This is a genomic window from Aminobacter sp. LjRoot7 (assembly GCF_964252895.1).
In the GTDB taxonomy this organism is placed as follows: Bacteria; Pseudomonadota; Alphaproteobacteria; order Rhizobiales; family Rhizobiaceae; genus Aminobacter; species Aminobacter aminovorans_B.
Genome location: NZ_CAXUPX020000003.1, coordinates 301,892 through 314,759 on the forward strand (window position 1 = coordinate 301,892; position 12,868 = coordinate 314,759).

Sequence of the window (12,868 nt, forward strand, 5' to 3'; positions counted from 1 at the left end):
TGTCGATAGTCCGTCTAAACATTTTCGCTTCAGGCGAAAATGTTGCATAATCGCCACAATGCGTTGCATAGATGCGCCGCAATCAATGTCTCTACACGGCAGCATGGCGAGCCAGGCAAAACCTCTAAACGACAAGACGCCCGCACAACCCCGGCAGGAAGGTCGCCGCCTTCTCGCGCTTCCGGGCGTGCTGGCTATTGCCGCAGCACTGGTTTCGGCGGCGGTGTCGTTCGCCATCCTGATCGGCGTCACGCCGATCACTCCTGATTCGACGACGACGCTGGCGCTTATCGCCATCAATGCGGTGCTGGTGCTGATCCTCGTCGGGCTGATCGCCTTCGAGATCCAGCGCATCGTCATGGCTCGCAAGCGCGGCAAGGCGGCGTCGCGGCTGCATGTGCGTATCGTCACCATGTTCGCGCTGGTGGCGGCGTTGCCGGCACTGCTGGTCGCCGTCGTCGCCTCGATCACGCTCGACATCGGTCTCGATCGCTGGTTCCAGATCCGCACCACGACGATCGTCAATTCGTCGCTGTCGATCGCCGAAGCCTATGTTCAGGAAAACGCGCGCAACCTGCAGAGCACGACGCTGTCGATGGCCAACGACCTCGACAACAATCGTCCGCTTTACGGGCTCGACCGCAGCGGCTTCCTCGACTTCATGGGCCGGCAGGCGCAGCTGCGCGCGCTCGCGCATGCTGCGCTGATCAGCGCCGACGGCTCCTTCGTCATGAGCGCCAAGACTGGCGCCGATTTCGCCATGCCCGAACCTCCGGCCGTTGCGGTCCAGACGGCGGCGGACGGCAAGCCGGTGCTGATCGAGCCGAAGACGCGCAACATCGTCGGCGCAATCATCAAGCTGCGCGAGATCGAGGGGCTCTACCTCTACACGATCCGCCTGGTCGATCCCGAGGTGATCAAGGCACGCCAGATCGTCACCGCAAATACCGAGGAATATCGCGATCTCGGCGCCAACCGGCGCACGACGCAGATCGCCTTTGCCCTGCTTTATCTCGGCCTGACGCTGATCGTCGTGCTTTCGGCGATCTGGACCGGCATCGCGGTTGCGGACCGCATCGTCCGGCCGATCCGCCAGCTGATCGGCGCTGCTGACGAGGTGGCGACCGGCAATCTCGACGTCTCGGTGCCGGTGCGGCAGTCGGATGGCGACGTCGGCGCGCTCAGCGACACGTTCAACAACATGCTGCTCGAGCTCAAGTCGCAGCGCAACGAGATCCTGACCGCCAAAGACGTCATCGACGAGCGCCGCCGTTTCTCGGAAGCCGTGCTTTCGGGCGTCACCGCCGGCGTCATCGGCGTCGACCCCTATGGCAGCATCACCATCGTCAATCCTTCGGCCGAAGCGATGCTGGCGATCTCGGCTTCCGAGTCGCTCGGCCAGAACCTGTCGATCCTGTTGCCTCACGTCGGCCGCGTCTTCGAGATCGGCCGCAAGTCGGGCCGCGCCGTCTACCGCGAGCAGGTCACCTTCTACCGCGCGGGCGCCGAGCGCACCTTCAACGTGCAGGTGACGGTCGAGGAGGGCGAAAGCGAAGTCGGCGACAAATCCTATGTGGTGACCATCGACGACATCACCGACCTCGTGACGGCACAGCGCACCTCTGCCTGGGCCGACGTCGCGCGCCGCATCGCCCACGAGATCAAGAACCCGCTGACGCCGATCCAGCTGTCGGCGGAGCGTATCCGCCGCCGCTATGGCAAGGTCATCACCGAGGACCGCGAGGTCTTCGACCAGTGCACTGAAACGATCATCCGCCAGGTCGGCGACATAGGCCGTATGGTCGATGAATTCTCGGCCTTCGCGCGTATGCCGAAGCCCGAGATGAAGGTGATCGACATCCGCGAGCCGCTGCGCGAGGCGTCGTTCCTTGTCGAGGTCAGCCGCGCGGACATCGCCTTCGAGCGTGAGATCACGCCCGGTCCGCTCAAGGGAACCTTCGACAGCCGTCTGATGGCCCAGGCCTTCGGCAATGTCATCAAGAATGCCGCCGAGGCAATCGAGGCGGCGGAACGCCAGACCGGTGAGGCCGGGGTCATCAAGATCCGGGCACGGCGAGAAGGCAACTCGATCCGCATCGATGTGATCGACAATGGCAAGGGATTGCCGCGCGAGAATCGCCAGCGGCTGCTCGAGCCCTATATGACGACACGCGAGAAAGGCACTGGCCTCGGCCTCGCTATCGTCAAGAAGATTGTCGAGGACCACGGCGGAAGATTGGAACTTCACGACGCACCAGCCGATTTCCATGGCGGCCGCGGCGCGATGATCAGCATGGTCCTGCCTGCGGCGGCCGAAGAGGCCGCGGCACCCAAGGGTGCCGACGACGCAGTGCAAGGCAGAGAAACCGAAAAGGTCGGAAATGGCGTCTGATATTCTTATCGTTGACGACGAGGAAGACATCCGCGAACTGGTTGCGGGCATCCTGAGCGACGAAGGTCACGAAACCCGCACGGCGTTCGACGCCGATAGCGCGCTTGCCGCTATCGCGGACCGAGCGCCGCGCCTTGTGTTCCTCGACATCTGGTTGCAGGGGTCGCGGCTCGACGGCCTGGCCCTGCTCGACGAGATCAAGACGTTGCATCCCAGCCTGCCTGTCGTGATGATCTCGGGCCACGGCAACATCGAGACGGCTGTCTCGGCCATTCGCCGCGGCGCCTACGACTTCATCGAAAAGCCGTTCAAGGCCGACCGGCTGATCCTGATCGCCGAGCGCGCGCTCGAAACCTCGAAGCTGAAGCGCGAGGTTTCCGACCTCAAGATGCGCTCGGGCGAAACCCACGACCTGATCGGCATGTCGTCGGCGATGAGCCAGCTGCGCCAGACCATCGATCGTGTCGCGCCGACAAACAGCCGCATCATGATCATCGGCCCGTCGGGTTCGGGCAAGGAAATGGCCGCGCGCGCCATCCATGCCCTGTCGTCGCGGAAAAGCGGTCCGTTCGTCGCACTCAATGCCGCGACGATCACGCCGGAGCGCATGGAGATCGAGCTGTTCGGTACCGAATCGAATGGTGGCGAGCGCAAGGTGGGTGCACTCGAAGAGGCCCACCAGGGTATCCTGTACCTCGACGAAATCGCCGACATGCCGCGCGAGACGCAAAACAAGATCCTGCGCGTGCTCGTCGAGCAGCAGTTCGAGCGCGTCGGCGGCACCAAGCGGGTCAAGGTCGATGTCCGCATCATCTCGTCGACGGCGCAGAACCTCGAGGCGATGATCGCCGAAGGGCGCTTCCGTGAGGACCTCTATCACCGCCTGGCCGTCGTGCCTGTCATGGTGCCCGGGCTTGCCGAGCGCCGGGAGGACATTCCCTACCTCGTCGACAACTTCATGAAGCAGATGGCCAAGCAGGCAGGCATCAAGCCACGCCGCATCGGCGACGACGCGCTCGCCGTGCTCCAGGCTCACAACTGGCCCGGAAACGTCCGCCAGCTGCGCAACAATGTCGAGCGCCTGCTGATCCTTGCCCGCAGCGACAATCCCGAGGCGCCGATCACCGCCGACCTTTTGCCGTCCGAGATCGGCGACGTCATGCCGCGCGCGCCGAACCAGTCGGACCAGCACATCATGGCGCTGCCGTTGCGCGAGGCACGCGAGATGTTCGAGAAGGAATATCTGATCGCCCAGATCAACCGTTTCGGCGGCAACATCTCCAAGACGGCCGAGTTCATCGGCATGGAGCGCTCGGCACTTCACCGCAAGCTCAAATCGCTCGGCGTCTAGTATGGTGCTCGATGCGGTTTCAGCTGAGATGGCGGACAGCCAGGATCGATCGATGACATGCGCGTAATCATCTGCGGGGCGGGACAGGTCGGTTACGGCATCGCGGAGCGGCTGGCGGCGGAAAAGAACGACGTCTCGATCATCGACACCGCGCCGGAGTTGATCCATGCCGTGCGCGACCAGCTGGACGTGCGCGGCTTCGTCGGTCACGGCTCGCATCCGGAAGTGCTGGAAGCCGCCGGCGCGCAAGAAGCCGACATGATCATCGCCGTGACCTTGTTCGACGAGGTCAACATCGTCGCCTGCGAGGTGGCGCACGCCTTGTTCAACGTGCCGATGAAGGTCGCTCGCATCCGCTCGCAGGCCTATCTCCAGCCGCACTACCAGGACCTGTTCTCGCGCGAACATCTGCCGATCGACGTGATCATTTCGCCCGAGCTGGAAGTCGGCGAAATGGTGCTGCGCCGCATCACGCTGCCCGGCGCCGTCGACGTTGTCCGCTTCGCCGAAAACCACATCATCATGGTGGCGATCGAGTGCCTGGAGGATTGCCCCGTCATCAACACGCCGCTGGCGCAGCTCAGCGAGCTTTTCCCCGACCTGCCGTCGACGGTGGTCGGGGTGACGCGCAATGGCCGCCTGTTCATTCCGCATTCGGCCGACCAGCTGGTGGCGGGCGACCTTGCCTATGTGGTGACCACCAAGGAGCAGGTCCGGCGCACGCTTGGCCTGTTTGGCCATGACGAGCAGGAAGCAACCCGCATCGTCATTGCCGGTGGCGGCAATATCGGCCTGTTCGTTGCCCGCACGCTCGAACAGCGCCAGAGCCGCACCAAGATCAAGATCATCGAGGCGCAACGGGAGAGGGCGATCAAGGTCGCCGACGAGCTGCGGCGGACCGTGGTGCTCAACGGCAGCGCGCTCGACCAGAAGCTTTTGATGGAGGCCGACATCCAGGATGCCGACCTGATGGTCGCGCTGACCAACAACGACCAGGTCAACATCTTGTCCTCCGTCATGGCCAAGCGCCTGGGCTGCAAGGGCAATCTCGCCCTTATCAACAACCCGGCCTATCACGACCTCACCAAGCCGCTGGGCATCGACGCGCATGTCAATCCGAGTGCCGTGACAATCTCGCGCGTGCTTCAGCATGTCAGGCGTGGCCGCATCCGCCAGGTGCACTCGATCCAGCGCGGTGCTGCCGAGATCATCGAGGCCGAGGCGCTCGAAACCTCGCCGCTGGTCGGTACGCTGCTGCGCGACCTGGAGCTGCCTGATGGCATGCGCATCGGCGCCATCTACAGGGATGGCCATGTCGTCAAGCCGAGCGGGTCGGTCAAGATCAAGCCCAAGGACCGCGTTGTCATTTTCGCACTCGACAAGGCGGTCAAGCAGGTCGAGCAGATGTTCCGCGTCAGCCTCGAATTCTTCTGAGCTGGACCAGCCTTTTGCAGATTGCCGCGCGGCGCAAATCGACTAGAACTCCGTTTGAATTTTCGGGGACACGAAAACCATGCCGCGCATAGCCTACGTCAACGGCCGCTATCTCCCGCATTCCCAGGCAGGCGTTCATATCGAGGACCGGGGGTATCAGTTCGCCGACGGCGTCTACGAGGTCTGCGAAGTGGCGCGCGGCTTCATCGTCGACAGCGTCGGCCACCTCAACCGCCTCGACCGCTCGCTTTCGGAACTCAGGATCGCCTGGCCGGTCAATCGCGCCGTGCTGGTCCACATCATGCGCGAGGTCATTGCCCGCAATCGTGTCCACAACGGCATGGTCTATCTCCAGGTGACGCGCGGTGTTGCGCCGCGCGACCATGTTTTCCCGGCTGGCACAACACTTTCTTCGCTTGTCGTGACCGCCAAGCGCACCGATCCGGTGGCATCGGCCAAGCGGGCGACAGCCGGCATCAAGGTGATCACCGTGCCGGAGAATCGCTGGGATCGCGTCGACATCAAGTCGGTCGGCCTGCTGCCCAACGTGCTGGCGCGCCAGCAGGCCAAGGAGGCCGGCGCGCAGGAGGCGTGGTTCGTCGACCCCGACGGAACAGTCAAAGAAGGGGCTGCGACAAACGCCTGGATCGTCACCAAGGACGGCCATCTCGTCACGCGTCCGGCTGACAGCGGCATCCTGCGCGGCATCACGCGTACGACGCTCATGGATGTCGCCAAGAAGCTTGGCCTCAAGGTCGAGGAGCGCGGCTTCACCGTCGAGGAAGCCAAGTCGGCGCGCGAGGCGTTCATGACTGCAGCAACGACCGTCATCATGCCGATCGTCGCCATTGACGGACAGCCGGTCGCCAACGGGCATCCCGGTTCGGTCGCGCTTTCACTCCGTGAGGCATTTTTTGACGTTGCGGAAAAAATCCAAGCCTGATAACCGCTTGGGCGTAAATGGTTAAATTCATCTCGTTCAGCTTGCTACGCGTTGTGGCAAGGGGGTGTTTGCTGGCTTGACATGGGCCCGGTAATTTGGCGCATTGGCAGCAGACAGGGATCGGCGAAAGAAAAAAACAATGGCGGAACGATCGCAGAATCTTCAGGACCTTTTCCTGAATTCAGTTCGCAAGAGCAAAAACCCACTCACCATTTTCCTGATTAACGGCGTGAAGTTGACCGGAGTAGTGACCTCCTTCGACAATTTCTGTGTTTTGTTGCGCCGTGACGGGCACTCGCAGCTCGTCTACAAGCATGCCATCTCCACGATCATGCCGAGCCAGCCGGTTCAGATGTTCGATGGCGAGGAAAGCCAGGGCGGCTGATTGGCACGCGACAGGACTGCCGGCGCCAAGGCCGGCGACAGCAATGGACCCGAATCGGTAGGGGGCGATAAGGCCCCCACGCGCGCGGTCGTCATCGTGCCGGTGCTGACGCGCCAGCCCAAGGGTGACGACGACAGCGCGCGTCCGCGATTGCAGCGTTCGGCCGAAGCTCGTCGCGACGAGGCGGTCGGTCTGACCCGTGCCATCGATCTCGAACCTGTTCATACAGCGATCGTGACCCTCAACGATCCGCGTCCGGCGACATTGCTGGGCAGCGGCAAGGTCGAGGAGTTCGCCACGATCGTAAAGGAACAGGGCGCAGAACTGGTCATCGTCGACCATCCGCTGACGCCGGTGCAGCAGCGCAACCTCGAAAAAGAGATGAACGCCAAGGTGCTCGACCGCACCGGGCTGATCCTCGAGATTTTCGGCCGGCGCGCCCGTACCAAGGAAGGCACGCTGCAGGTCGAGCTTGCCCATCTCAACTACCAGAAGGGCCGGCTGGTTCGCAGCTGGACCCACCTCGAGCGCCAGCGCGGCGGTGCCGGCTTTCTCGGCGGCCCCGGCGAAACGCAGATCGAATCCGACCGGCGCGCGCTGCAGGAAAAGATCATCAAGCTCAAGCGCGAGCTGGAAACCGTCGTCCGGACCCGCGACCTGCACCGCTCCAAGCGCCGCAAGGTGCCGTTTCCGGTCGTTGCTATCGTCGGCTATACGAACGCCGGCAAATCGACGCTGTTCAACCGGCTGACCGGCGCAAGCGTCTTGGCCGAGAACATGCTGTTTGCGACGCTCGACCCGACCTTGCGTCGGGTGCGGCTACCACATGGCACGCCGATCATCCTGTCCGACACCGTCGGCTTCATTTCGGACCTGCCGACGCACCTGATCGCCGCCTTCCGGGCGACGCTGGAAGAGGTGGTCGAAGCCGACCTCGTCATCCACCTGCGCGACATTTCCGATCCGGATACGGCAGCCCAGGCCGACGATGTCGAGCGCATCCTGTCCGACCTCGGCGTCGATGCGGCCGACACCGACCGCGTCGTCGAGGTCTGGAACAAGATCGACCAGCTCGACGAGGGCAACCGCGAGCGGCTGCTTTCCGACAGCGTTGACGGCCGCAAGACGCCGCCGATCGCCATTTCGGCGATTACCGGCGAGGGCATCCCGACGTTGAGCGGCCTGATCGAGCAGCGGGTTTCGGGCGAGCTGGAGAGCATCGACGTCACTCTGGAACCGAGCCAGCTCGGCCAGATCGACTGGCTCTACCGCAATGGCGACGTCGTTTCGCGTACCGACAATGACGATGGCAGCGTGTCGATGACGATCAAGGCAACCGCCTCGGCGCGCGACGAGATTGCTGCGAAAATATTGCGCAAGAACAAGGGCTAAGACGGCTTACTTCGCCGCCTTGGCCTGCTGCCACAGCGCTTCCATCTCGTCGAGCGTTGCCGCCTCCAGGCTATGGCCGGCGTCATCGAGCGCCTTTTCGACATAGTGGAAGCGTTTGCGGAACTTGTCGTTGGTGCCGCCAAGTGCTGCCTCTGAATCAAGTTCCAGATGGCGGCCGAGATTGACCAGCGCAAACAGCATGTCGCCGAACTCGTCCTTGACGGCCGCCTGGTCGCCTTTGGCCATGGCCTCGCGCAATTCGCCGATCTCTTCTTCGATCTTGTCGAGGATGGGTGCAGCCTCGCCCCAGTCGAAGCCGACGCGCGCTGCTTTTTCCTGCAGCTTCAGCGCCCGCGTCAGCGCCGGCAACGCCACCGGCACGCTGTCCAGAAAGCCCTTGCCGTGATCTTCGGGGTCGAGCCCGCGGGCGATGCGCGCGGCGCGCTTCTCAGCCTTTTCCTCGGCCTTGATCTTTTCCCACATGCCCTTGGCCGAACGGGCTTCGCGCGCCTTGGCGTCGCCGAAGACGTGCGGATGCCTGCGGATCATCTTGGTGGTGATGCCCTGCACCACGTCGCCGAAGGAAAATTCGCCGGCCTCTTCCGCCATCTGGGCGTGGTAGACGACCTGCAGCAGGAGATCGCCGAGCTCTTCCTTGAGATGGTCGATGTCGTTGCGGGCAATCGCGTCGGCGACCTCATAGGCCTCCTCGATCGTATAGGGCGCGATCGTCGCGAAGTTCTGCTCGATGTCCCAGGGGCAGCCGGTTTCCGGCTCGCGCAGGGCGGCCATGATCTCGATCAGGCGGGCGATGTCTTTGGAAGGTTGCATGGGGCGATGCTATAGCCCCGTTGCCGCCCTCCCAACAATGGCCTGCTGCCGGCTGGCCTTGTCCACAGCCATTTCGGCGGCAGCAGTCGGCCATCGCGCGGTCTGCCAGCGGTTCCATGCTATTGACCGGACATTCGCGCGCGGGCAGGACTTGGCTATGCTGCATCTATCTCTCGTTGCAATCGGCGGCGCCATCGGTGCCGCACTGCGCCATCTCGCCAATCTCCTGGCGCTCAGACTGGTCGGCCCGAACTTTCCCTGGGGCACGCTGGCGATCAACGTGCTGGGATCGCTGGCCATGGGGCTGTTCGTCGGACTGCTGGCACGCCGCTTCGGTGGCTCGACCGAACTCCGGCTGTTCGTCGCCACCGGCATCCTCGGCGGCTTCACCACCTTCTCGGCATTTTCGCTCGATTTCGCCACTCTGTGGGAGCGTGGAGCAACGATTTCGGCCTTTGGCTATGCTTTTGCCAGCGTCATATCAGCCATACTGGCGCTGTTCCTGGGAATGTGGCTCGCAAGAAGCATCGGCTGATGCTATTGGGCCGCTTCGAAAAGGACGATTGAATTATGGCAGGCGTTGAACAGATCACGGTGGAAGCCGGCGAAACGGGCATGAGGCTCGACCGCTGGTTCAAGTCCCATTATCCGGGGCTCGGCTTCGGCCACCTGCAAAAACTGCTGCGCTCGGGCCAGATCCGTGTCGATGGCGGTCGCGTCAAGGCCGACACGCGCGTCGAGCCGGGGCAGGTGATCCGCATCCCGCCGCTCGAAGTCGACAAGAAGAACGACGGTCCGTTGACTGCCCGTACCATGCGCGATCAGGACGATGGCGATGTGCTGGCCAGGATGCTGATCTATGAAGACTCCAAGGTCTTCGTCTTCAACAAGCCGGCCGGCCTTGCCGTTCAGGGCGGCTCGGGCGTTGTGCGCCATCTCGACGACATGCTCGAGGCCTGGCGCAACAAGAAGGGCGAGAAGCCGCGCCTGGTACACCGGCTCGACCGCGACACCTCGGGCGTGCTGGTCGTGGCGCGTACGCGCCTGGCAGCGATGAAGCTCGCCGAGGCTTTCCGTGCCCGCGAGACCAAGAAGACCTATTGGGCCCTGGTCAAGGGCGCGCCGCCCAAGCGCGAAGACAAGATCTCGACCTGGCTGATCAAGGAACAGACACCAGACGGCGACCGCATGCGTGTCGCCAAGCATGGCGAAAAGGGCGCCGACCACGCGGTTTCTTACTACCGCGTGCTGGAGCAGGCCGCCCAGACCATGACCTGGCTGGAGATGGAGCCTTATACTGGCCGTACGCACCAGTTGCGCGTGCACGCCGCTTATATCGGCTGCCCGATCATCGGCGATCCGAAATATTTCGAGCACGACACCAACTGGGAATTCCCTGGCGGCCTGCAGAACAAGCTGCATCTGCATGCCCGCCGCATCGTCATTCCGCATCCCGATCACGGTGTCATCGACGTTACCGCGCCAATGCCGCCGCATATGCGCCAGAGCTGGAACCTGATCGGCTTCGACGACGAGAGCGGGGAGCCGGCGTGACATTGGTTGCATCGCCGGAGCGCGACGCAGGCGCGCTGAAGCTCGTTCTTTTCGATTGCGACGGCACGCTGGTCGACAGCGCCGACATCATCCACGCCTCGATGGTGGCGACGTTCCGCGAGGCCGGCCTGCCGGAGCCCGACAAGGCGGCGACCAAGGGCATCATCGGGCTCACCCTCGACATTGCCATCGCGACCTTACTGAAGCGCGCTCCTGACGCCGAAAGCACAAGGCTTGCAGGGCGCTACAAGGAACACTTCATCGCTTCGCGGCACCTGCCGAGCTTCCAGGAGCCGCTCTATGATGGCATCGCCGAGTTGATCGAAGCGCTCGCGCGCCGCGATGACGTGCTGATCGGCATGGTCACCGGCAAGTCGCGCCGTGGGGTCGAGCGCGTGATGGAAACCCATGGCTTTGGCCGCCATTTCGTCACCATCCGTACCGCCGACGACTGCCCCTCCAAGCCGCATCCGGCGATGGTGCTGGAATGCTGCGCCGAGATGGGTGTCGATCCGTCGTCGACCTTCGTCATTGGTGACGCCGTCTACGACATGCAGATGGCCCGCAGTGCCGGTGCCCAGGCCATTGGCGTGGCCTGGGGCTACCACAACCGCGAGGGCCTGTTTGCCACTGGCGCGCACGCAGTCATCGACAGACCTGGCGAATTGCTACCCCTTATCGACTAGCTGGACCAATTGGGGGCAGGCGTCGTGCGTTATGGTGCGGCCCGCCGCGTGGTTGGACCTTGGTCCGCTGCTGCCAGCCTGCCTCGCATCGCGGCACGGCCAGCCCTTGTCCATCAGCATCGCGCTCGCTGAGCGTGGAGGAATTCATGACAGCCGTCACACAGCCATTGGAACGTCGCGACGCGATCGATACGGCAGCCGTCGTGTTCATGCTCATGCTGACGATGTCCTGGGGCATGAATGGTGTCGCGGCCAAGCTAGCGACGTCGGGCTACAATCCGATCTTCCTCAATGTCGCGCGCTCGGGCATTGCCTGCGTGCTGGTCTATCTCTGGTGCCTCTACAGGCGTGTTCCGCTGTTCACCCGCGACGGCACCTTGTGGGCCGGCATCCTGGCCGGACTGCTGTTCGGTACAGAGTTCATCCTGGTGTTCGTCAGCCTGGAATACACGACGGTGGCGCGCAACTCGCTCTTGGTCAACACGATGCCGTTCTGGGTTCTGATCGGCGCACATTTCTGGCTTGGCGAACGTATGTCGCTGCAAAAGCTGTTCGGCCTGATCCTGGCATTCGGCGGTGTTGCGGTGGTCTTTGCCGACAAGCTCGGCGACACCGGCGGTTCGACGCTGTTCGGCGATCTTCTCGCACTTGTGGCCGGCCTGCTCTGGGCGCTGACCACGCTCGCGATCAAGGGAACCAGGCTGGCCAGCGCCAGTGCCGAGAAGGTGCTGCTCTACCAGCTTGTCGTCTCGGCGCTCATGGCGATCCCGCTCGTCTCGCTCGCCGGCCCCGCGTTCCGCGATGTGTCGACGGTCGCCACCGGAGCGTTGCTGTTTCAGGCTGTATATGTTGTCGCCTTCACCTATATTCTGTGGTTCTGGCTGATGCGGCGCTATCCTGCGGCGGGCCTTTCCAGCTTTGCCTTCCTGTCGCCGGCATTCAGCGTGATATGCGGCTGGCTGGTGCTTGGCGAAGCCTTGACCTGGAACATTTTTCTGGCGCTCGGTCTGATTGCGACCGGGTTGATCATTGTAAATCGGCCATCGCGCAGGCGCGCGGCCGGAGCGGAGTAAAGATGCGAGATATCCTGAGCGACCTCGAAACCAGCGACGGCCTGTCCGATCCCGATCCAATCCGTCGCGCGCAAAGCACGTTGCGCAAGCAGCTGCCCAAGCGGTTCTACGAAGCGGCCACGGTTGCAGCGTTCGAAGAAGGCCACGCCGTCCTGCTCGACGGCAAGTCGGTGCGTACGCCGGGCAGGGCGCTGCTGGCGCTGCCGACGGCGGCCGCGGCACAGCTGGTTGCCGACGAGTTCGCGGCCCAGGTCGAGGTCATCGATCCTTTCACCATGCCGGTACTGCGTCTCGTCAACACGGCGATCGACGGCGTCGCCACCGATCCGCAGGCCGTGCTCGAGGATATCCTGCGCTTCTCCTCCAGCGACCTGCTCTGCTACCGCGTCGACAGCCCGGAAAAGCTCGTCGAGCGCCAGGCCGAGGCCTGGGACCCGGTGCTGGACTGGGCGCGTGCATCGCTTGGCGCGCGCTTCGTGCTGGCCGAGGGCGTCATGCATGTCGAACAGCCGCGCGAGGCGATCGCAGCGCTTGGCGTGCACCTGTCGCAGCGCGCCGAGCCGATGAAGCTCGCCGCACTCCATGTGATGACCACGCTGACCGGTTCGGCACTTCTTGCCCTTGCCGTTGAAACAGGCGAAATGTCGGTCGAAGAAGCCTGGGCGGCAGCGCATGTCGACGAAGACTGGCAAATCGAGCATTGGGGCCAGGATTCGGAAGCCGTGGCGCGCCGCGCCGCCCGCAAGCGCGACATGCTGGGAGCGGTGGCCCTGCTGGAGGCACTCAAGGCAGGCTGACTTAGCCGGCAAGGCACATCAGCCCGGTTC

The 12,868-nt window shown here is 63.5% G+C and carries 12 protein-coding genes; 11 read left to right on the top strand and 1 reads right to left on the bottom strand.

What is annotated here, in order from left to right; genetic code table 11:
- The first annotated feature begins 103 nt into the window (after nucleotides 1–103).
- From ACSQ3E_RS11030 to hflX, 6 genes are all read left to right on the top strand, one after another.
- The gene (locus ACSQ3E_RS11030; RefSeq protein ID WP_436122974.1) at nucleotides 104–2,392 is read left to right on the top strand and encodes an ATP-binding protein; all 2,289 of its coding nucleotides are present in this window, start codon (nucleotides 104–106) and stop codon (nucleotides 2,390–2,392) included.
- Nucleotides 2,382–3,743, top strand: a complete 1,362-nt coding sequence (gene ntrX, locus ACSQ3E_RS11035) for a nitrogen assimilation response regulator NtrX (RefSeq protein WP_436122732.1) — start codon at nucleotides 2,382–2,384, stop codon at nucleotides 3,741–3,743. Before ACSQ3E_RS11030 ends, ntrX begins: the two co-directional genes overlap by 11 nt.
- Before the next feature lie 57 nt (nucleotides 3,744–3,800).
- Nucleotides 3,801–5,177, top strand: a complete 1,377-nt coding sequence (trkA, locus tag ACSQ3E_RS11040; RefSeq protein WP_436122733.1) for a Trk system potassium transporter TrkA — start codon at nucleotides 3,801–3,803, stop codon at nucleotides 5,175–5,177.
- Between the two features lie 79 nt (nucleotides 5,178–5,256).
- Complete coding sequence (locus ACSQ3E_RS11045) at nucleotides 5,257–6,120, top strand: D-amino-acid transaminase (RefSeq protein WP_436122734.1); 864 nt, start codon at nucleotides 5,257–5,259, stop codon at nucleotides 6,118–6,120.
- 139 nt (nucleotides 6,121–6,259) lie between these two features.
- Entirely contained in the window at nucleotides 6,260–6,505 is a 246-nt protein-coding gene (gene hfq, locus ACSQ3E_RS11050; RefSeq protein WP_018428055.1) for an RNA chaperone Hfq, read from the top strand.
- Nucleotides 6,506–7,897, top strand: coding sequence for a GTPase HflX (gene hflX, locus ACSQ3E_RS11055; RefSeq protein WP_409014556.1), 1,392 nt, complete (start codon nucleotides 6,506–6,508; stop codon nucleotides 7,895–7,897).
- A gap of 6 nt (nucleotides 7,898–7,903) precedes the next feature.
- On the opposite strand, the gene mazG is transcribed toward hflX, so the two are convergent.
- Nucleotides 7,904–8,728, bottom strand: coding sequence for a nucleoside triphosphate pyrophosphohydrolase (mazG, locus tag ACSQ3E_RS11060; protein ID WP_310318507.1), 825 nt, complete (start codon nucleotides 8,726–8,728; stop codon nucleotides 7,904–7,906).
- A gap of 157 nt (nucleotides 8,729–8,885) precedes the next feature.
- Between mazG and crcB the strand changes: the two genes are divergently transcribed.
- The 5 genes from crcB (at nucleotide 8,886) to ACSQ3E_RS11085 (ending at nucleotide 12,838) form a co-directional block, all read left to right on the top strand.
- Complete coding sequence (crcB, locus tag ACSQ3E_RS11065; RefSeq protein WP_310318509.1) at nucleotides 8,886–9,263, top strand: fluoride efflux transporter CrcB; 378 nt, start codon at nucleotides 8,886–8,888, stop codon at nucleotides 9,261–9,263.
- Nucleotides 9,264–9,298: 35 nt separating this feature from the next.
- The gene (locus ACSQ3E_RS11070; protein WP_310318512.1) at nucleotides 9,299–10,282 is read left to right on the top strand and encodes an RluA family pseudouridine synthase; all 984 of its coding nucleotides are present in this window, start codon (nucleotides 9,299–9,301) and stop codon (nucleotides 10,280–10,282) included.
- Between the two features lie 35 nt (nucleotides 10,283–10,317).
- Complete coding sequence (locus ACSQ3E_RS11075) at nucleotides 10,318–10,968, top strand: HAD family hydrolase (RefSeq protein WP_436122975.1); 651 nt, start codon at nucleotides 10,318–10,320, stop codon at nucleotides 10,966–10,968.
- Nucleotides 10,969–11,114: 146 nt separating this feature from the next.
- The gene (locus ACSQ3E_RS11080) at nucleotides 11,115–12,041 is read left to right on the top strand and encodes a DMT family transporter (RefSeq protein ID WP_310318518.1); all 927 of its coding nucleotides are present in this window, start codon (nucleotides 11,115–11,117) and stop codon (nucleotides 12,039–12,041) included.
- A 2-nt stretch (nucleotides 12,042–12,043) separates the two neighbouring features.
- Nucleotides 12,044–12,838, top strand: coding sequence for an ATP12 family chaperone protein (locus tag ACSQ3E_RS11085; protein ID WP_436122735.1), 795 nt, complete (start codon nucleotides 12,044–12,046; stop codon nucleotides 12,836–12,838).
- Nucleotides 12,839–12,868 lie beyond the last annotated feature (30 nt).